This is a genomic window from Qipengyuania seohaensis, assembly GCF_002795865.1.
GTDB classification, from domain to species: domain Bacteria; phylum Pseudomonadota; class Alphaproteobacteria; order Sphingomonadales; family Sphingomonadaceae; genus Qipengyuania; species Qipengyuania seohaensis.
Map to the genome: position 1 here is coordinate 774,841 of NZ_CP024920.1, position 20,841 is coordinate 795,681.

Sequence of the window (20,841 nt, forward strand, 5' to 3'; positions counted from 1 at the left end):
CAGCCGGGACTAACACGAACTACCCCTACTGGAGGCAATCTAATGGCAAATGCGAAGGACGTCCTGAAGCGTATCAAGGACGAGGAAATCGAATGGGTCGACCTGCGCTTCACGGATCCGAAGGGCAAGTGGCAGCACCTCACCATGGTCGCCAAGACGCTCGACGAAGACCAGCTTGAAGACGGCCTCATGTTCGACGGCTCCTCGATTGCCGGCTGGAAGGTCATCAACGAAAGCGACATGATCCTGAAGCCCGACCTCGAACGCGTCTATGTCGATCCGTTCAGCGCCGAACCGATGCTGATCATGTTCTGCGACATCGTCGAACCTTCGACCGGCGACTGGTATTCGCGCGATCCGCGCACGACCGCCAAGCGCGCCGAGAACTATCTCAAGTCCACCGGGATCGGCGACACCATCTATGTCGGACCCGAAGCCGAATTCTTCATGTTCGACGACGTGCGTTTCGAAGACGGTTATGCCGGTTCGGGATATACGCTCGACGATATCGAACTGCCGACCAACAGCGGCCGCGAATACGAGAGCGGAAATCTTGCCCACCGTCCGCGTGCCAAGGGTGGCTACTTCCCCGTTGCCCCGGTCGATAGTGCCGTCGACATCCGCGGCGAGATGGTTTCGACTATGATCGAAATGGGCCTCAACTGCGACAAGCACCACCACGAAGTGGCCGCAGCGCAGCACGAACTCGGCCTTACCTTCGGCACGCTCGTCGAAACCGCCGACCAGATGCAGATCTACAAGTATGTCGTGCACCAGGTCGCCCATATCTACGGCAAGACCGCGACCTTCATGCCCAAGCCGATCAAGGACGATAACGGCAGCGGCATGCACACCCACATGTCGATATGGGACGGCGGCAAGCCGACTTTCGCTGGCAACCAGTACGGCGGTCTTTCGGAGAACTGCCTCTACTACATCGGCGGCGTCATCAAGCACGCCAAGGCCCTGAACGCTTTCACCAACCCCACGACCAACAGCTACAAGCGCCTGGTTCCGGGCTTCGAAGCGCCGGTCCTGCTTGCCTACTCGGCACGCAACCGTTCGGCCTCCTGCCGTATTCCCTACGGCACGGGCGACAAGGCGAAGCGCGTCGAGTTCCGCTTCCCAGACGCGATGGCGAACCCCTATCTGGCCTATGCTGCGCTGCTCATGGCCGGCCTCGACGGGATCACGAACAAGATCCATCCGGGCGAAGCCATGGACAAGAACCTCTACGATCTGCCGCCGGCAGAATTGGCAGAAGTGCCGACCGTTTGCGGATCCTTGCGCGAAGCTCTCGAAGCTCTGGAAGCCGACCACGACTTCCTGCTCAAGGGCGAAGTGTTCACCAAGGACCAGATCGAAGCCTACACCGAGCTCAAGTGGGAAGAAGTGCTGCGTGTCGAAACCACGCCGTGCCCGGCCGAGTTCGACATGTACTACAGCGCCTGATCCGCGCAGAGTAACCGGTACATAAGCGCTTAATCCTTCAGCATTATAGCGCAGTGATCACCGAGTGGGCGTCCGGAGAAATCCGGGCGCCCTTTATTTTGCCCGCAAAATTCGTCCGGCACTTCGGCAGCGCTCCGCTCGCTATTTTCCTACTCGGCTAGAATCTGCCTAATCCGTCGGCCTCGATAATCTACGAGGTACGAGAGAAATGAACCGCAAACCGATATTCGATCTTGTTCGCCGCCTGCTCGGCCGGAGCTTTCGTCAATCCGAGGTCGAGGCTCTCGATCATGCGATCGACGGGTCATCAGAAATTTTGTCCCAGGACCGTGTTCCACCCGTTCCACTCTGTCGGACCGGCGAAGCGGGAATCCAATTGATCAAGAGTTTCGAAGGCTGCGCGCGCTTGCGTCGCGACGGCATGATCGAAGCCTATCCCGATCCCGGAACCGGCGGAGCCCCCTGGACAATCGGCTGGGGCGCGACAGGCCCCGATATCGGACCCGATACAGTCTGGACAAAGGACCAATGCGACGCCCGTCTGGAAGCCGACCTCAAACGCTATGCGGCAGAGGTGGCAGCTGCGGTCGGGGACGCTCCGACAACGCAAGGCCAGTTCGATGCACTCGTCAGCTTTCACTACAACACCGGGGCGATCCAACGCGCCACCCTCACCCGTCTCCACTGCGCCGGTCGCCACGACGAGGCCGTTCTGGAATTCGCCCGCTGGAAGCATGCTGGTGGCAGGGTTCTGAAAGGCTTGGTCCGGCGGCGTGCGGCGGAAGCCCGCCTTTATCGCTCCTGAGCTTCGCGATTGAAAAACTTGCCAAAAAATGAACCGGAACCGGATGGGGCGGCCCTCCGTTGAAGCTGGCAAAGGAGATTAACAAATGCGTATTTTGCTGGCAGGAGCCGCCGCTGTCGCGCTCGCCGCGAGCGGAGCCTACGCCCAGGGTAACGGCAAAGGTAACGGAAATGACCGCGGAGGGGGCAAGCCTGCCGCTGCCCAGAACAAGGGTGGCGGCAACGCCAAGGCCGATCGCGGCCCTCAGGGCCAGGAAGCCCGCGGCAACGGAAACGGCAACGCGAAGGCAGACCGAGGCCGCGACCGCCGGCCGGTGCAGGCCGGGAATCCCGAGCGCGGGAACGGCAATGGTAACGGCAACCGCAATGCGGCGCGCACTTACGATCGCGGTAATGGTCAAGGAAACAACGGGAACCGCAACGCGGACCGCGTCCGGTATGAAGACCGCGGCAATGACAACCGCGATGTTCGTATTGCCTACGACGGGCGCGGCTTCTGGCTAACCCGCGAACAGCGGGACCGCGGCCTGGTTGACGGGTGTCCTCCCGGCCTTGCGAAGAAGCGCAACGGCTGCAATCCGCCAGGACAGGTGAAGGACGACTATCGCCGCAGCCTTTTCGGCAGCGATTATCGCCCCAGCCTATTCGGCCTGACCAATTACGGCCGCGGGGACTACTACTACCGCGACGGCTACCTCGTACGATACGGAGACAGCGGAATTTCCGGCTGGCTTCCGCTGCTCGGTGGTGCGCTGGGCATCGGTAATGTCTGGCCGAGCGGTTATGCGAGCTATGACGTTCCTGACTACTATGTCGATTACTACGGTCTCGGCAGCCGCGATCGCTATCGCTATGCCGACAATGTGATTTACCGCGTCGATCCCGAGGACGCCGCGATCATGTCGGTCGCTGCGTTGATTACCGGCGACGAATTCAGCGTGGGCCAGCCCATGCCGCGCGGTTACGACGTTTACAACGTGCCGGCTCCATATCGTGACCGTTATTACGATACGCCGGACTCCATGTACCGGTATTCCGATGGCTACGTGTACCGGGTCGATCCCGAAACCCGCCTTGTTGCGGCCGTCATCGATCTGCTGACCTGAGGAAATCCAAAATGACGAAGACATCCAATCGCTTCGCGCTCGCGCTCGCCCTCGGTGGACTAGTGCTCCTCCCGGCATGCGGCGAGACCGCAGACGAAACCGAAAATTCGGGTGCAACGCTCTCCAACGGGAGCCAGACCATGGCAGCCACCCTGGGCGACGCTTCCGATCTATCGACCATCAACGATGCTCTGGTGAGCAGCAACCTGATGGGCGTGTTCGATGGCGTTGGAAGCTACACGCTGCTCGCTCCTAACGACGCGGCATTCGAAGTTCTGGGAGAAGCAGGCGAAAAGCTCCTCACAGAAGAACAGCGTCCCCTTCTGGTAGGCCTGTTGCGCGATCACATGCTGCCGGGCTACCTGCGCCCCGAAGACATCCTCTCGGCTATCGAAAGCCAGGGGGGCGAGGTGACTGTCACCACCATGGGCGGCAGCGATGTCGTATTCAGCAGTGAAGGCGAAACTCTGACCGTGGCCCGTGAAGACGGGAAAAGCGCGACGTTTGTCGGCAACGCAGAAGCTGCGACGAACGGGGTAATAATCCCGATCGACAGTGTCCTCGCCCCTCAATAGTCGCGGCTTACCTCGGCGACGATGCTCTCGCGCCCGATCGTCGAAACGCTCGCTAGAAGTGAGAGCCAGCTGGTGACGCGGAACTCCAGTTCCGTCGCGCTATAGCCGCGTCCGTCGGTGATAATCTCGACGTAGAAGCGTCGTCCGATGTTCTTGCCAAGAGCGACGCCGGTCCCGCGGCCAAGCGCGGCGTCGGCGCCCACGATGCGGAGCCGGTCGAGGCCGATCGCCGAGCGCAACTGGTTGATCGGGTCCATCCCGCCGCCGCCGCGCAAGCTGGCAACAGCCGCGCCGAGCTGCAGGGCGTCGGTGGCTGAAAGTGTGGTGATCGAGCCGCCGAACAGCAGACGTGCGAGGATTTCTTCCTCCGGAAGTGCCGGATCGGAATTGAAGGCAACCTCCGGCTGCGTCGCGCTGCCCGTGATCGTGACGATAACGTTCACGCCGTTCGCTTCCGTCTCGGCGCGAATGTCGAGGCGGGGATCGACCGGCACGTTTTCATCGAAATCGATTTCGCCGCGGGTGAGTTCGAACCGCGTCCCGGCAAAAGTATAATCTCCGCGGACCACCTGTGCGCTTCCCCCGATCCGCGGATCATCGGTGGTGCCGCGCAGGATAATGTCCGCGCCCCATTCGCTATCGAGGCCCATTCCGTCGACGTCGATCCGGCTGTCGGCTTTTGCATCGATGAGGTAACGCCAAGGTCTGCTCGCCGCCACCGTGCGACGACGGTCCGCGGGAAGGTTTACCTCACGCGTGCTGATACGCGGCAACCTGAGATCGTCGCTTGCCGTGCCCAGCTTCCAGCTTGCCCGGTTGACCAGAACGCGGCCGGCGATGGTCCCGCCCAGTCCGTTGGAAACGATGCGGAGCGGACCGGTAATTGTGGCCGAAAGGCCGTTGGCATCGAGCAATTGTGCGTTACTGGCAGCAGCCCTCAAGTCGAGCGTCGGACCGCGGATTTCAACGAAACGTCCTTCGACACGTTCACCCAGCCCTTCGAGGTCAACGATCCCGCTACCGGAAACCCGACCACCATTGGCGGTAGACCCGGCAAAACTGGTCAATCGCAGGAGCGAGCCGGCAAAAGAGCCGCGCATGGTCACATCGCGAATGTCTGTGCCCGAAAGGGGACTGCGCACCCGCAGATCGTCGCTCGACACCGTACCCCTGACGCGCGGTTCCGCGAGCGAGCCGGTCGCATTCGCCGCGATGGACACCGGCCCGGTCAGGTCGAACGCATCGATTGCCGCCAGCCTCCACAGGCTTTCCGCAGCGCCTTCGAAGCGAAGCTGGCCGTCGAGCCGCCCTGCCCGCAGCCGCTGGGTGACATTGCCTTGCGCAGGCAGATTGGTGATCAGCGCCTGGACCCTGCCGCGCCGGATGTCCTCATTGTCGAGCGTGGCCCGCGCCTGGAAACTGTCGCGCTGAAGGCGCGCAACGAGCGCGAGATCGAGCGGCTTGGACGTCAGTACGAGGCCCGACCTGCTCAGATTGTCGACCTTCACGCGAGCGAGCCCTGTCGGCAGTGATCCCTTCGAATTGTTGTATTCGACGGTTCCTGAAATCGTGCCGCCAAGACCGAGGCCGGAGATCGCGACATCCGCGAGTGAAAGCGGCATCTGCGAAAGCTTGAGATCGAGCGCGAGATCGCCGCCCCCGAAACGTCCGGACGCGATCGCTCCGCCATCGCCATATGAAAGCTGTGTAGGTGCCAGGACCCAGCCGCCGCTTTCCTGTGCCGTCAGAACGGCGCGCCGCGGCATGTTGATCGAGCGACCGGCGAATTCGCCCTGCGCGGCTACCGCAATCCTTTCGGGCCGGAAACGCGCGTTGAGATCAAGTGCGAACCGTACCCCGCGCTGGCCGGTAATGCGCGCATCCACGCTGCCGACACCGTTCTCAACCTCGCCCTGCGCTGCCAGCCTTGCGATAAAGATATTGCCGTATTGCAGGCCCTGCGCATTCGCCGTTCCGCTGAAATTGGTGGTTCCGTCGCCGATCAGTCCTTCGGCATCGATATCCGCTCTGGCGACCGTGATCGGTGTATCTCCGCCGAAACTCGCGTTGCGTGCCTCTACATCGAGATCGACAAACTGTTGCCCTGCGCGCGGCGCAAGGCCGATCGTCCCGGACAGGCCGCCGCCCGAAAGATCCAGAAGTCCGTCCGCGCCTCCATCAACCAAGGTTAGGCTACCTTCGACCGATGTGTCGGAAAGGGTCAGCCGCTGGACATCGATGCGGGTAGGACCATCGGCAGGGGCGAACAGGGCAAGTGTCCCGTCGAATGGGCCCAGGACGGAGCCCCCCCGAGTATCGATAGCGAAGCCTTCTTCGGTCGGAGCGATGGCGACCCGCACGTCTTCCAGCCCGGCAAACGGGCGCGCGAACACCAGTTCTGCAGTGGGCCCGTCATCGGCGATGCTGGCCTGGACGGTGAAGTCACCGTATTCCGTATGTGTGCCCGATCCGGCCAGTTGCGTGGTCCCTCCCGCTACCGAACCGTCCAGCACCATGCGCAGCTTTTCGGCATTGACGCGCATGGTCGAAAAATCGAGCGCCGCCGCGCTGCCAGTTGCTATGCCGCCGCGCACGCGGATGGTGCTGCCCGCAAGGTTTGCCAGCGTGTCGTTGGTAACAGGCGAGATACGCGCATCGAGATCCGCGCCAAGACGCCATCCTCCGGGCAGGAGGTCGAAATCGATCATTGCGGTCCCGCCCGCTCTTCCGACGTTGTCGAGCGCAAGGCCATTGGCGCGCACAGGACCACGAAGCTGGTATCGCCCAGCAGCCAGATCGCCCCTCAGGGCAAGATTGGCAGCGAGCCCCTGAAAAGCGATACGCAAATCATCGCCGGTCAAGCGGTTACCTGCCAACTGCAGGCGGCCTCTCAGAGCGCCATTCACCAGCCGCGGGTCGACAAGAGCGTTGCCGGTAGAGACGCGCTCGACACTGACCGACAAGGGGAGCGTCCAAGTACTGCCGTCGAAGCGAGCCGTTCCCTGCTGCGCAAGCCCGGCCAGCCGCGTGTCGCCCGAGACCAGCGCCCCGATACGCAGGTCATGCGCGATATCGAGGTCGCTGAAAGCGCCATCCAGCGTTGCCGTTGCGGTAGTATCTTCGAGCCGCAAACTTTCCCCGAAGAGTTCCGGATCGCGCAGCCGCACGGAGACATCGTAATCGTCCACCCTGTTCTCGGCGAGATCGATCAGGCCCTCTCCGTCGAGAAAGATGCCGCGGCCGGAAAGGATCGTACGTCCGTCGAACGCGCGATTATCGATGGTGACGCGTGAGCTCAGCGCGACATCGTCGCCAAGTGCGTTGGCCGGGAGACCCTCGAGAAAACCAGAGGGATCGACCTTGCCCAGAAGACCGAAAGTGCCCTTCCGGTTCGACAGTTTGAGCGCCGCCACTCGCTCGCCCTCGCTTTGGGCGTAAAGGTAACCATTCCAGGCCGACCAGGTGCCGTCCCCGCTAACCCGCGCCTCGTAGGGAGCCGACAGGCCAATGAGGGAAGCGATGACCCCGTCCGCCGAGGCGGAGACATCTGCTTCGATGTCGAAATTATCGCCATCGGGTTCCGCATCGAGCAAGACCGCGAGGGTGTCATTCTCGCCCAGTCGAGCATCGCCGTCGACAAACAGCCGCCGATCCTCGACCTGCACTTCTGCCGTCAGGTCGACACGCTGCGCCTCGCCTCCGGCGATGCCGGGCGCCAACATGAGGTTGTCGATTTCAAGCTCGTCGATGGCGATGTCGAAGCCGGGGAGGATCGGACCCTCTTCTTCGCTCGGAAGAAATTCCGGCAAACGCGCCAAGGTCGCACGCCGCGCGACGAAGCTGTCGATGTCGAGCCGGTTGTTGAGCCAGCCTCGAGGGTTCCAGTCGATTTCCGCGCGCGGTATCGTCAGGAATACGCCTTGCGGATCCGACAGGCGCACATCGTGGAGAACCGCTTCGCCATAGATGTTGCCGTCGATCCTGCCGATGGCGATGTTGAGGCCGTTGGGAAAGGTTTGCCGCGCGATCCGGTCGGCGAGGAAGCGCTCCCCGATGGGAGTGTTCAAAATAACAAGAGCAGCAGCAACCAGGAGGACGAGGGCTCCAAGACCGCCAAGCAGCCATTTCCCCGCGCGGCCCACGCGCGAGCGGGACTTGGTTGCCGTGGCGGGTGCCTGTGTTTCCACTTCGGCCATCAGAACGCCTGACCAAGCGAGACATAGACCGCAACCGGCGCATCGTCAGGTCCGGGATTGACCGGCGTGGCAACGTCCAGGCGCAACGGGCCGAAGCCGGTATGATAGCGAACACCGACACCGACGCCGACCTTGATTTCATCGAAATCGGGCGTGGTGCCCGTTCCCACCGAACCGGCGTCGATGAAGGGAACCACGGAAACTGCACCGTCAAGGAAGCCGGTCCTTACCCGCGCCTCTGCGGCCAGTTCGACCAGGCTTCGTCCGCCCGAAGGTTCATTGAACTCATTTCGTGGGCCGATCTCGCGGAATCCATAGCCGCGCACCGATCCGCCGCCGCCGGCGTAGAAACGCCGGGAGGGTGCAATCGCTTCAAGGGGGGCTCCAGGTATCGAGCCGAATGTGGCCCTTCCCGCAAGCACGACGCTGTCGCTTACCGACCGGTAATAGCTCGCGTCGAATTGACTACGCAGGTAGAAACTCTCTGTGCCGTTTGTTCGCGACGCTTCGGGCGACAACCGGCCGCCGAGCCGGAAACCCTGGGTCGGATCAAGCAGATCGTCCGTCGTGTCGAGCAGCACCGAACCCGGCAGTGCGAATACAAAGAAGGTCTGGCGCGGCCTCGCAACCCCATCGACCTCCGGTGGGCGTTCCTGCGTCGCAAGCAGCTCGAATCCAGCCGACCAGCTGATCGGCTTCTGGAAGAGAAGCGTCGACTTGCGCTCGTAAGTACCGACCATCGCGACGGTACGTGCATCGAAGGCCGGGCTATCGATGGTGGTGGCATAGGCATCAAGCGTGAGGACACGGTCCCGTCCGCCGAAATTGTTCTTGCGGAATGTCACACCCGCCAGCTGCTCCTGCGTTCCCGCGATCCCGCGGACCCTGAGCGAGCCCTCGGGAGGAAACATGTTGCGGTGTTCCCAGCTTGCCTGGACGCGGAAACCCTCTTCGGAGCCGTAACCGATTGCGCCTGCGATCGTGCGCAGCTTGGCGCGCGTCATTTCCACGTCCATCGCGACGACGCCCGGCTCGTCACCGGTCGGCGCCCGTACTTCGCGAGGGGTCACCGAAACAGTCGAAACGAGGCCCGTCGCGGTGACGGCACGCCTCAGGTCCAGCGAAAGGCTGCGCTTGTAAGTGTCGCCCGGTTCGAAACGCGCGATCGAGGCAATGTGTCGGCCCGAAAGGAAGCCCGGATCGCTGCTGACGACTTCGCCGAAGACATACTTGCCGCCTGGTTCGACCGGGAGGGTAAGGTCACCCTCTTCGCGATCATGATCGATCAGCAGCTCGGGCTCGTCGATCTCGGCGAACGCATAGCCATTCTCGCCCAGCGCACGGTCGAGGTCGAACTGCTCCTGCAGGATCTTGTCGCTTTGCAGATAGTCGCCAGGCTGTATCTCGAAGGTGTCACGCAGCAAAGCGTAGTCGGGCGCGGCATCGAGATTGCCGAGGTCGATCGCGCCATAGCGAAAGCGGGCTCCGGGGATCACGTCGAAGCGAACCGCTGGCCGTTCGAGAGATACCTCGTCACCGGGAGCGACGGTCCCGATCGAACGGATGATCTCGCCGTCGTAATAGCCGTAGACGCGCAGCAGGTTTCCGAGCAATTCTTCATCTTCGCGGGCCCGTGCGGCGAGCTGGGCGACATTGGCATCGGAATCGCCCAGTTCCTCGATCGTCGAGAGCGCTTCGTAGCGCGCGACGAAATCGCCACGCTCCGAGAATGGGGGCTCGGCTTGCGGGAAACCGAGCACCAGATTGTCGGCAATTTTCTCGATCTCGGCGTCTTCGAATGCGATCACGGGAGTTCCCGTATCGAGATCGGCGAACTCTATGTCTTCTTCGGGCTCGAGGGCTTCGAACCCGTCGATTTCCATCTCGTCGGGCCAGGCGATCTCGATTCCGATGGGGTCCGCGATCGGGGTGCTCGGGTCAGGTATGTCCTCGGAGGCATCCTCCTCAGGCGCATCCACGCCTTGCTGCGCCCAGGCTTCGGGGTCCTCCAGGGCACTGTCGGGGATCAAGTCCTCGAGTCGCTCGGGCGCCTGCATATCCTGCGCAAGCACAGGATAACTGATCAAAGCCAGTGCAGCGGTGCAGGTTCTCAGGAACAGGTTGGCGCTTTTATTCTGCGAGCTTGTATTCGCGCTGACTTCCGTCCTTGGAGGGAAGAGGCTCCAATCCGCGCTGTTCGCGCGGCTTGGTCGCAGCGGCGATGAGCCGCTTCTGTTCGAATTCGGGCATGCGTTCCCATCCGCCACGGGTGAGCTTTTCGAGCGGCCGGTAACGAACCTTGTATTGCATCCGACCCGAGCCTTCGACCCAATAGCCGAGATAGACATAGGGAAGGCCGTGCGCGCCCGCGCGGCGGATGTGATCCAGGATGATGAAATTCCCAAGTCCGGCGCGATCCTCGATCTCAGGGTCATAGAAGCTGTAGATCATCGACAGCCCGTCACCCTGAATGTCCGTTAGGCAGGCCCCGACCAGACGACCTGGCTGCGACCCAACTCCCGGCTCCCTATATTCAACCACATAGCTGGATACGGGCGTATGTTCCACCATATCTGCAAAGTCGGATTCGTCCATCTCTGCCATGCCCCCGCCCGGGTGGCGATGGGCAAGATATTTGCGCAGCAATTCGTACTGTTCGTCGGTCGCCCAGGGCCGGCATTCGCTGACCACCAGGTCATCGTTCGCTTTGAGAGTACGCTTCTGGCTGGAAGACGCCTTGAATTCGTTCGCGACGACACGGACCGATACGCAGGCCTGGCAATCGAGGCACGATGGGCGATAGGCGACGGTCTGGCTCCGCCGGAAACCGATGCGGCCGAGCGCTTCGTTCAATTCGTCGGCGCTTTCGCCGCGCAACTCGGTGAAGACCTTGCGTTCGCTCTTGCCCGGCAAATAGGGGCACGGCGCAGGGCTCGTCACGAAGAAGCGGGGGAAGCGGATCGGGGCCGTCACGAGTGAAAGGCATCCTTCGAATTGCGTGCGATTATTTATGTTTAACGCATTCTTTATGCAGGATCGGAGGCCCGGTTAAAAGTGCCTTAACCATGAAAAAGGAATCGCCGGCGGAAAAGCGTTGGGATTCCGCCGCTTGCGAGCCGAATCTATTCCAGCTCTGCCATTTCGACTGAATAGCCCTTGGCCTCCAGGGTCTTGATCAGGCCGTCGATCTGGCTCTGATCGCGCGCTTCGCACTCGATTTCTGTCACGAGTCCCTTGGCCGGGAGAGTCGTGAAAATCCGCTGGTGGTAGATCTCGATGATATTGACGTTGTGGTCGTTGAACTCGCGCATCACCTTGTAAAGCGCGCCTGGCCGGTCCTGCAGCGTCACGCGCAGGCGCGCCAGACGGCCGCTTCGCGCAAGATCGCGGATCAGGACGTTGGCAAGCAGGCGGGTGTCGATATTCCCGCCGCACAGGACGAGGCCGACTTTCTTGCCCGCGAATTTCTCGGGGTTTGAGAGAACCGCAGCGAGGCCTGCAGCGCCTGCACCTTCGACGACGGTCTTCTCGATCTGGAGAAGGAGGGACACGGACCGCTCCAGCTTGGGCTCGCCGACCAGCAAGACCTCGTCCACGAGTTCCGCAATGATCTGACGGGTGAAGTCGCCGGGCTTCTTCACGGCAATGCCTTCCGCCAGCGTATCGCCGCCGCATGGTAGCTCTTCGCCGGTCACCGCCGAATACATCGAGGGGTATAGCTGCGCCTGGACGCCGATCATCTCGATCTCCGGGCGCAGCGCCTTTGCAACGGTCGCCATGCCGCTCATCAGGCCGCCACCGCCGATCGGCACGACGAGGCAATCGAAATCGTCTTTCGCCGCCAGCATCTCGAGCGCGACGGTGCCCTGACCTGCAGCCACCTTGGGATCGTCGAACGGATGGACGAAGGTGAGGCCCCGCTCCTTCTCCAATTCAAGCGCATGGTCATAGGCTTCGTCGAAAGTCTCGCCGAACAGGACCACATTCCCGCCGACGCTTTCCGTTTGCATGACCTTAACGCTCGGCGTGGTCGACGGCATGACGATCGTCACGGGCACACCAAGGCGCCTGCCATGGTAGGAAAGTCCTTGCGAATGATTGCCTGCCGATGCCGCGATGACCCCGCGGCTGCGCTGTTCTTCAGTCAGATGAAGCAAGGCATTGAGCGCACCGCGTTCCTTGTACGCGGCGGTGAACTGATGGTTTTCGAACTTGAGCCAGATATCCGCGCCGGTAATTTCGGACAGGGTGATGGAATGCATCAGCTCGGTCCGTACGACCGCGCCTTCGATGCGCTTTGCGGCTGCACGCACATCGTCGAGTGTCAGGAGATCGGTTGCCTTGTCTCCGGCGGGCATGGGATTTGCCTGGGTCATGATGCTGACCTACGTGCCGCGAAGGCGGGCTGCAATCGGCGAAAGGGTTTGCCCCCGCCAAGCTTTGCCTTATCGACGGGTCGGAAAATTACCGGATTGGGATTGCCTGATGAAAACCAAATACCTCGCCGCATTGCTCGCATCGACTATTGCCGTGCCCGCACAGGCAGACGTCCTGGTCGACAACGTCTCCGGCATCACGATTGATGCCGAAGGCAAGGTGAAGCGCTTCGAGGCACTGGTGATCGACGACGATGGCCGTATCGCCCAGCTGATCGAGCGAGGCGAAGACCGGCCTCGGACTGACTATCGCGAAGACGGAGAGGGCCGCGTCATGCTGCCCGGCATGATCGATGCCCATGCTCACGTGATGGGCGTCGGCTTTGGTGCACTGACGCTGGATCTGTCGGACACCACTTCGCTGGAAGAGGCGCTGCACAAGATCCGTACTTTTGCAGCGGAAAACGAAGCACGCCCGTGGATCCTCGGGCGCGGCTGGAATCAGGAGAAATGGGGCCTCGGCCGCTTCCCGACCGCTTCCGAACTCGACAGCGCGGTTGCCGACCGTCCCGTCTATCTCGAGCGGGTTGACGGCCATGCCGGCTGGGCCAACACGCTTGCGATGAAAGCCGCCGGCATCACAGCTGCGAGCAAATCGCCCAGCGGGGGGAAGATCGAACTGCTTTCCGACAAGAAGACGCCTTCCGGCGTTTTCATCGATCTCGCAATGGACCTTGTGAACAAGGCGGTCCCCGCGCCGCGCGCGGTGGAACGCGATCTCGCGCTGGCAGAGGCGCAAAAGGTCTTCCATCGCTACGGCATCACTTCGGTTGCCGACATGGGTACCACCATCGAAGACTGGCAATCGTTCCGCCGCGCGGGCGACACAGGATCTCTCAATCTGCGGATCATGTCCTATGCCTTCGGTCCGGAGCAAATGGTTCTGATCGGCGGGTCCGGACCCTCGCCGTGGCTCTATGACGACAAGCTTCGCCTCAACGGTGTGAAGCTCTATCTCGACGGTGCATTGGGAAGCCGCGGCGCCTGGCTCAAGCGCCCTTACGCCGACGATCCGGGCAATTACGGCCTTCCTCTCCAGACCCCTGCCCAGCTGCGCAACAACCTTGTCCGCGCTGCGCAAGGTGGCTTCCAGCCTGCCGTCCATGCCATCGGCACGGCCGCCAACGCCGAACTTCTGAACGCGATCGACGAGATTGCGGAAAGCTTCGACGGCGACCGGCGCTGGCGGGTCGAGCATGCCCAGATCGTCGATCCGGCAGACCTGCCCAAGCTTGCCGATAATGGCATCATCGCCTCGATGCAGCCGCTTCACCAGACTTCCGACCGCCTGATGGCGGAAGCGCGTCTCGGCATGGATCGGCTGGACGGCGCCTACGCCTGGAACACTATCCTCGATCTGGGTGGCACCCTCGCGTTCGGGTCAGACGCACCGGTCGAACCGGCCGACGCTTTTGCCGGTTATGCTGTCGCCATCACCCGCATGGACGCTAATGGGGAGCCCTTCGGCGGCTGGCTGCCGAGCGAACGCGTGAACCGCGAACAGGCGCTGGCAGGCTTTACCTCGAAGGCAGCTTACGCGGGCTTTGCAGAAGGGCGGTTCGGCCGCCTGTTGCCGGGCGAACGCGCCGACTTCATCCTGGTCGACAACGACCCGCTGCTGGCAACGCCTGAGGAAATCCGCGCGACCAAGGTGTTCGAAACCTGGGTCAATGGCCGCAAGGTCTACGAAGCCGATTGATCGGCGGAAGCCTCGGCTTCTTCCGGCTTATCCTTAGCTGCGCGGCTGTCGAACAGGCGCATGAGCAAGAGCGAGCCTTCGTAAAGCAGGATCAGCGGTATCGCGAGGAGTAGCTGCGAGCCGGGGTCGGGCGGCGTGATGATCGCCGCCAGCGCCACGACCAGCACGATGACATACCGGCGCGCGCCGACCAGTTGTGCGCGCGTGACGATCCCTGCGCGGTGCAGGAGCAGGAGCAACACGGGCAAAAGGAAGCTCATCCCGAATGCAAGGATGAACTGCATGACGAGGCCAAGATATTCGTTCGCCGCCGGCAGCGCGTTAATGGCAAGGCCGCCAGCCTCGCCTTCGAAGCCGAGGAACCACTCGAACGCGGTCGGCATGACGACGTAATAGGCTAGGGCCGCGCCGCTGAGGAACAGGAACGGGGTCGCCAACAGGAACGGCAGGAATGCCTTCTTCTCGCGCGCGTAGAGGCCGGGGGCGACGAAAGCCCACAGCTGGTTCGCGATGTAGGGGAAGGCTATGCAGAACCCGGCAAAGAGGGCGACCTTCAGTTCCACGAAGAACACTTCGTAAAGCTTGGTGAAGATCAGCTGCCCCTGCCCTTCCGGGAACGCCGATTTGAGCGGCTGGACCAGGAAGCCGAGGATCTGGTCTGCGAAAAACAGGCAGATACCGAAAGCCACCACCAGCGCCGCGACACAGCGCACGAGCCGCGAGCGCAGCTCGACAAGATGATCCAGCAAAGGCGCCTGGCTTTCGTCGATGTCCTTCATGTCGAATGCCATTTCAATCGGCATCCCTTACCGGCGGAGGGGCCGGCGGATCTCCGAGCGGAAGTCCCGGTTCGCTATCATCGGAGCCGCCGTGTTCGGGCGCTTTCCTCGGGGCGGCTCGCTTGATCGCAGCTTCTGCTGCGGCGTCCGCGTCCGGAGCCTCTTCGGCTCCTGCCAGCGGTTGCATTTCGGCACCGGGATGGATTTCAGGGCCGCCGCCTGCCGCTTCGGAGCCGGTCGGGTATTTCGCCATGATTTCGGCGTTACGGTCGGCCCACTTCTTTTCCATGTCCTCGATCTCGGCCTGGCGGACCATCTCGTCGATCCCGGAGCGGAAATGCGCGGACATGCGGCGCAGCTTGCCGATCCAGCGTCCGGCCGTGCGCATCGCGCGCGGCATTTCCTTCGGGCCAATGACGATGATCGCCACCACGACGATCAACAGCAGTTCGGCGGCGCCGATATCGAACATGCGCGTGTGCGCCTTCTCGTGAGGTTACTTGGTGTCGGAGGGCGTGTTGACCTGGTCCTTGGTCAGGCCTTCGTCGGCGGGCTTCGCCTCGTGCTCGATCCGCTTGGAAGGAGCCGCATCCTCTTCATTCATGCCCTGCTTGAAGCTTTTGATGCCTTTGCCGAAATCGCCCATCATCTCCGAAATCCGGCCGCGTCCGAAGAGCACGAGGATGACGATAGCGATGATGATAAGCTGCCAGGGGCCGAGCGACATGAGAGTACCTTTTCGATAGTGTTGATGCAGATATAGTCGCTCTACAGGCGATACGCCAGTCACGCGACGTCTTCAGACTCTTCCTGCTCGTCACCGCTGTCGGTCAGCGCTTCAAAGGCATCGTCGACCGGATCGAGCAGGCCTGTCGCCTTCAATTCCGCAATACCCGGCAGGTCGCGGCGGCTGGTAAGACCGAAATGGTCGAGGAATTCAGGCGTAGTGGCGTAGATCGTCGGCCTGCCCGGCACCTCGCGGCGGCCCGCGATCTTCACCCAGCCAGCCTCCATCAGCACGTCCAGCGTACCGCCGGATGTCTGCACACCGCGGATCGATTCGATTTCGGCGCGGCTGACGGGTTCGTGATAGGCGATGATCGCCAGAACCTCGGTCGCGGCGCGGCTGAGCCTGCGGACCTGTTCTTTCTCCTTGCGCAGCAGGTGCGCGAGATCGGGTGCGGTTTCGAAATGCCAGCGCTTGCCCCGCTCCACCAGATGGACGCCGCGTTCGCTGTACGCCTCGCCAAGCGACTTGAGAGCGTCACGCACGTCCGCATTGGCTGCATCGCCAAGGAACCCGGCAAGCGCCTCGACCGTCATCGGCTCTTCCGCGGCAAACAGCGCCGCCTCGATCGCGCGCTCGAGATCGGTCATGTGACCCGCCTCAGGCGCAAGGGGCCGAACGTGTCTTCCTGCGCGAGCTCCGCCTTGCCCAATCGCGCCAGTTCAAGCGCGGCGACAAAGCTGGATGCCAGCGCCGAGCGCCGCAGCCGCGGTTCTGCGTGCGGGGGGAGGAAGTCGCGGATTTCCATCCACTCCAGCGTGACGCCGAGCATGTTCGATACCCGCTCAAGCGCTGAATCGAGCGTCATGACGGGCCGCTCGCGCACCATGTGGATGGCAGGAGCTGTGCGCGCCTTTACCCGTCCATATGCCTCGATCAGGGCGAACTGGTCGCACTTCCACTTTGTCTTGCGGACGATGTCGAGCCCCTCGGGCGCGCCGCGCAGGAATACATCACGACCAATCCGGTCGCCGCCCATCAAGCGCGCAGCAGCATCGCGCATTGCGCCGAGGCGTTGGAGCCGCAGTTGCAGCCGCAGCGCCAGTTCTTCCGGGCTCGGGTCTTCCTGCTCTTCCTTGGGGAGCAGCATCGCCGATTTGAGGTAGGCCAGCCACGCAGCCATCACGAGATAATCGGCCGCAAGTTCCAGCTTCAGCGCTTCTGCCGTCTCGATATAGTCGAGATATTGCTCGACCAGCGCGAGGATCGATATTTCCCGCAGGTCAACCTTCTGGCGGCGCGCCAGATCGAGCAGGAGATCGAGCGGGCCTTCCCATCCGTCGAGCTCGAGATAGAGCGCGCCTTCATCGACCGGCGCTTCCGCTGCGATCCCGTCCCATTCTTCCTGTTCGGGAGCAGCATCGGTGAACAGCAGGCCGTCGCTCATGCAGTCGCCTCCGCAATGGCAAGCAAGGCGTCGCGCTTGGCGAGAAGTTCTTCCGTATCGGCGCATTCCGCAGGTTCGCCCATCATTGCGTGGACCCGGTCGAGACGACTGGCGGTTTCGGCGGACATGGCACCGAGGCGCTCGGCGATGGCGATTTGGTCGTCCATTTTCGCCCAGCAGTTGAGGACGATGTCGCACCCCGCGGCGAGGGCCTTTTCGCTGCGGTCGGGAATGCTTCCATCGAGCGCCTGCATGTCGATATCGTCTGTCAGAAGGAGACCGTCGAAGCCGATGCGGCCGCGAATGACCTTGTCGATCACGGTGGGAGACAGGGTAGCGGGCCGTTCCTCGTCCCAGGCGGTGAAGACGATATGCGCGCTCATGCCCAGTGGGTGTGCGGCCAGCGTACGGAACGGTTCGATGTCGGTTTCCAGTTCCGCATCGCTCGCTTCCACACGGGGAAGCATCTTGTGACTGTCAACGGTGGCGCGGCCATGTCCAGGCATATGCTTGAGGCAACCGACCACGCCTGCATGACTCATCCCGTCGAGTACGGCCCGACCTAGTGCGGCGACCTGCATGGGGTGGCTGCCGAGGGAGCGATCACCGATCACATCATCGGTTTCGGGACGGCGGACGTCGAAAGGCGCGTGATAATCGACACTTACGCCGACCAGCGCCAGTTCACGCGCCATCGCTTCGGCATTGACGCGCGCGGCCTCGATCGCGCTGGCTGGCGCGATTTCGAAGAGGCGCGCAAACGCCTCTCCCGCGGGGTACTTCGGCCATTCGGGCGGCTTCATGCGCACGACGCGGCCTCCCTCCTGGTCGATCGATACTATCAGTCGGTCGCGGCCGTGGATGCTGCGCAAATCATCCGTAAGCGCCCGCATTTGATCGCGATTTTCGCAGTTGCGGGCGAACAGGATGTAGCCTGCCGGATCGGCGTCCTTGAAGAAGGCGCGTTCGTCGGCCGTCAGTTCGGGGCCGGAAATGCCGAAGATTGCGGGCAACATAGGCGTAAAAATGCGCTTCTTCCCTCCTAGTGGCAAGCGGCCAAGAGGCAGGAAGTGTGGAAATAGCGCCGCTTGGGCGGCTTATTTCACGAAACAGGGCAATCCGTCGGTTTTCAGCGCGTTGCACAGGCGATTGGCCGACGCACGGTCACCTGCGACCGCCTGGAGCCTGTAGACCGTGCCGATATCGACCTTCGCCTCTACAATCCGGTGGCGCACTCCGTTCAGCGCTTCGGTCTGCCGCATCAGCCTGGCCCAGGCATCCTGCGCGTCGGTGCGCGTCGGAAATGCACCCACCTGCACCGCAACGCCGGATAGGGCCAGCTCGGCAGATGTAGAGGAAGTAGTCGTTGGCGTAGCACCATCGTCGTTTAGCGTAGTCGCGATGGAGGGCACGGCAGCAGACGGAGCCGGATCGTCGGCCAAGCGCCCTTCGCGTGTCTGACCTTCACCGACTGCGAAGCTGGTATCGCCGGTTCCGGCATAGGTCTTGCCGCCGGGATTTTCCGGGCGCGTTTTGTAGGGTTCGTCCGGCGCCGCGATCAGGCTGCCATCCGCCGGCGGTTCGTCGGCATGACTGCCGAGGAAGTACCAGGCACCGCCAAGGAACGAGCCGACCAGCAGGACCGCCAGCACGCCCAGCAGCACGATGCGCGAGGTGGCAAAGCCGGTATCGCCATCGTCGTCGTCATCCGCTTCGAGCCAGGGCAACCGCTCGTCGTCCTCGAGCAGTTCGAGGTTCTCGCCCTCTTCCCAGTCTTCGTCCCGGTCGTATTCGCCGCCCGCCATGCTCACATCTCCTCGACCGCTTCGACCCCCAGGATGCCGAGGCCGTTGCGGATCACCTGCCCGACTTGCGACGCCACGAACAGGCGCGCTCCGGTCAGTTCGGCATCGCCTTCCTGGATGATCCGCTTTGCCGGATCGTCGTTACCCGCATTCCAGTAACTGTGGAAGGCGGCGGCAAGATCGCCGAGGAAGAAGGCGATGCGATGCGGTTCGCGGGCGCGGGCTGCAGCCTCGACAATGCGCGGGAACTGCGCGGCTTCGCGGACCAGCGCGAATTCACCTTCGCCCAGCCGGTCGAGATGGGCGTCGCTTGGCTCGACACCCGCCTTGCGCAGGGTCGAACGGATACGCGCATGCGCATACTGGAGATAGAAAACGGGATTGTCCTTGGACGCTTCCACCACCTTGGCGAAGTCGAATTCCATCTGCGCTTCGGGCTTGCGGGTGAGCATGGTGAAACGCACCACGTCCTTGCCGACTTCCTCGACCATGTCGGCGATGGTGATGAAATTGCCCGAACGCTTGGACATCTTCACCGGTTCGCCGTCGCGCATCAGATTGACCATCTGTACCAGCTTGACGTCGAACGGCACATCGCGGTCGGCACCCTGAGTGAGCGCGGCGACTGCGGCCTTGATCCGCTTGACCGTGCCAGCGTGATCCGCACCCCAGATGTCGATCAGGGCATCGGCCTTCTCGGCCTTCTGGAAGTGATAGGCGAGGTCGGCTCCGAAATAGGTCCACGAACCGTCCGACTTCTTGATCGGGCGATCCTGGTCGTCGCCGAACTGGGTCGAACGGAACAGCGGCAGTTCCACCGGCTCCCAGTCTTCGGGCGGCGCCTTGCCCTTGGGCGCTTCGAGTACGCCGTCATAGACGTATCCGTGTTCGCGCAGCCACTTCTCGGCCTCTTCCGGCTTACCCGCTTCCTGCAATTCGGCTTCGGAGGCGAAGATATCGTGATTGATACCGAGCAGGGCGAGATCGGCACGGATCATGTCCATCATCGCGGCGACCGCCTTCTTCTTGAAGATCTGCAACCACTCGGCTTCCGGGGCGGAGGCATATTTGTCGCCGAATTCAGCAGCCAGTGCCTTGCCGACCGGCTTCAGATAGTCGCCGGGATAGAGGCCTTCAGGGATAGCGCCGATGTCTTCGCCCAGCGCCTCGCGATAACGCAGGTGCGCCGAGCGCGCGAGCGTATCGACCTGGCCTCCGGCATCGTTGACGTAATATTCGCGCGTGACGCCGTGGGCGGAAAATTCCAGCAAGCCGGCCAGCGCATCGCCGACGACCGCGCCGCGGCAATGGCCCATGTGCATCGGGCCGGTCGGATTGGCCGAGACATATTCCACATTGACCGTGCGCCCGCCGCCCATGGCCGAGCGTCCGTAATCGGCACCCAAAGCCGCAATCGCTTCGAGCTCGCGCAACCACGCGGTGTCGGCAAGGCGCATATTGATGAAACCGGGTCCGGCAATGCTCGCCTCGGTAATGTCGGGTTCGCGGCCGAGATGCTCGATAATGAGTTCGGCCAGCGCGCGCGGATTGGTCTTCGCCTGCTTGGCCAACACCATGGCGGCATTGGTCGACAGATCGCCGTGCGAGGGATCGCGCGGCGGTTCGACCGTCACGTTTGCGCGGTTTGCGCCCGCGGGAAGGTGCCCTTCCATCTCTAGCGCATTGAGAACGGCGTCGATTTTCGCCGCGAACGAGGCGTGGAGTGTCTGCATGTCAGCCATGTCCGCGCGCCTAAACGAATCAGGCGAAATGGCAAGATGCGAGGGCGTGCCGCCCCCGGATCGCGCGCCCCCT

17 protein-coding genes are annotated in these 20,841 nt (G+C 62.5%); 5 read left to right on the plus strand and 12 right to left on the minus strand.

Going from position 1 to position 20,841, the window contains the following annotated elements:
* The first annotated feature begins 42 nt into the window (after positions 1–42).
* The 4 genes from glnA (at position 43) to CVE41_RS03855 (ending at position 3,937) form a co-directional block, all read left to right on the plus strand.
* Entirely contained in the window at positions 43–1,452 is a 1,410-nt protein-coding gene (gene glnA, locus CVE41_RS03840; protein ID WP_100259462.1) for a type I glutamate--ammonia ligase, read from the plus strand.
* Positions 1,453–1,828: 376 nt separating this feature from the next.
* Complete coding sequence (locus CVE41_RS03845) at positions 1,829–2,257, plus strand: lysozyme (RefSeq protein WP_232725785.1); 429 nt, start codon at positions 1,829–1,831, stop codon at positions 2,255–2,257.
* An 85-nt stretch (positions 2,258–2,342) separates the two neighbouring features.
* Entirely contained in the window at positions 2,343–3,362 is a 1,020-nt protein-coding gene (locus CVE41_RS03850; RefSeq protein ID WP_100259464.1) for a hypothetical protein, read from the plus strand.
* Positions 3,363–3,373: 11 nt separating this feature from the next.
* A complete protein-coding gene (locus tag CVE41_RS03855) occupies positions 3,374–3,937 on the plus strand; it encodes a fasciclin domain-containing protein (RefSeq protein ID WP_100259465.1) in 564 nt (187 codons plus the stop codon).
* Here CVE41_RS03855 and CVE41_RS03860 read toward each other — a convergent pair.
* The 4 genes from CVE41_RS03860 to CVE41_RS03875 all read right to left on the minus strand — a co-directional run bounded on the left by CVE41_RS03860 (position 3,931) and on the right by CVE41_RS03875 (position 12,509).
* Complete coding sequence (locus tag CVE41_RS03860; RefSeq protein WP_100259466.1) at positions 3,931–8,133, minus strand: translocation/assembly module TamB domain-containing protein; 4,203 nt, start codon at positions 8,131–8,133, stop codon at positions 3,931–3,933. The genes CVE41_RS03855 and CVE41_RS03860 overlap by 7 nt on opposite strands.
* The gene (locus tag CVE41_RS03865; RefSeq protein ID WP_232725786.1) at positions 8,133–10,163 is read right to left on the minus strand and encodes an autotransporter assembly complex protein TamA; all 2,031 of its coding nucleotides are present in this window, start codon (positions 10,161–10,163) and stop codon (positions 8,133–8,135) included. The genes CVE41_RS03860 and CVE41_RS03865 overlap by 1 nt, the downstream gene beginning before the upstream one ends.
* 100 nt (positions 10,164–10,263) lie before the next feature.
* Positions 10,264–11,106: an arginyltransferase gene (locus tag CVE41_RS03870; protein WP_100259467.1), complete on the minus strand. Its 843-nt coding sequence runs from the start codon at positions 11,104–11,106 to the stop codon at positions 10,264–10,266.
* Between the two features lie 149 nt (positions 11,107–11,255).
* Positions 11,256–12,509, minus strand: coding sequence for a threonine ammonia-lyase (locus CVE41_RS03875; protein ID WP_100259468.1), 1,254 nt, complete (start codon positions 12,507–12,509; stop codon positions 11,256–11,258).
* 109 nt (positions 12,510–12,618) lie between these two features.
* Here CVE41_RS03875 and CVE41_RS03880 point away from each other — a divergent pair, with 109 nt between their 5' ends.
* A complete protein-coding gene (locus CVE41_RS03880; protein WP_100259469.1) occupies positions 12,619–14,268 on the plus strand; it encodes an amidohydrolase in 1,650 nt (549 codons plus the stop codon).
* Here the strand turns inward: CVE41_RS03880 and tatC are convergent.
* The 8 genes from tatC to argS all read right to left on the minus strand — a co-directional run bounded on the left by tatC (position 14,253) and on the right by argS (position 20,768).
* The gene (gene tatC / locus CVE41_RS03885) at positions 14,253–15,059 is read right to left on the minus strand and encodes a twin-arginine translocase subunit TatC (protein ID WP_100261361.1); all 807 of its coding nucleotides are present in this window, start codon (positions 15,057–15,059) and stop codon (positions 14,253–14,255) included. The two genes, CVE41_RS03880 and tatC, sit on opposite strands and share 16 nt — an antisense overlap.
* 1 nt (position 15,060) lies before the next feature.
* Positions 15,061–15,519, minus strand: a complete 459-nt coding sequence (gene tatB, locus CVE41_RS03890) for a Sec-independent protein translocase protein TatB (protein ID WP_100259470.1) — start codon at positions 15,517–15,519, stop codon at positions 15,061–15,063.
* A gap of 24 nt (positions 15,520–15,543) precedes the next feature.
* Positions 15,544–15,774, minus strand: coding sequence for a twin-arginine translocase TatA/TatE family subunit (tatA, locus tag CVE41_RS03895; protein ID WP_100259471.1), 231 nt, complete (start codon positions 15,772–15,774; stop codon positions 15,544–15,546).
* 59 nt (positions 15,775–15,833) lie between these two features.
* Entirely contained in the window at positions 15,834–16,424 is a 591-nt protein-coding gene (gene scpB, locus CVE41_RS03900) for an SMC-Scp complex subunit ScpB (protein ID WP_100259472.1), read from the minus strand.
* Positions 16,421–17,221: a segregation and condensation protein A gene (locus CVE41_RS03905; protein WP_100259473.1), complete on the minus strand. Its 801-nt coding sequence runs from the start codon at positions 17,219–17,221 to the stop codon at positions 16,421–16,423. Before CVE41_RS03905 ends, scpB begins: the two co-directional genes overlap by 4 nt.
* The gene (nagZ, locus tag CVE41_RS03910) at positions 17,218–18,237 is read right to left on the minus strand and encodes a beta-N-acetylhexosaminidase (protein ID WP_100259474.1); all 1,020 of its coding nucleotides are present in this window, start codon (positions 18,235–18,237) and stop codon (positions 17,218–17,220) included. The genes CVE41_RS03905 and nagZ overlap by 4 nt, the downstream gene beginning before the upstream one ends.
* An 81-nt stretch (positions 18,238–18,318) precedes the next feature.
* Positions 18,319–19,026 (minus strand): SPOR domain-containing protein, encoded by a 708-nt coding sequence (locus CVE41_RS03915; protein WP_100259475.1) that lies wholly within the window; start codon positions 19,024–19,026, stop codon positions 18,319–18,321.
* Positions 19,027–19,028: 2 nt separating this feature from the next.
* Entirely contained in the window at positions 19,029–20,768 is a 1,740-nt protein-coding gene (gene argS / locus CVE41_RS03920; RefSeq protein ID WP_100259476.1) for an arginine--tRNA ligase, read from the minus strand.
* Between the last annotated feature and the right edge of the window lie 73 nt (positions 20,769–20,841).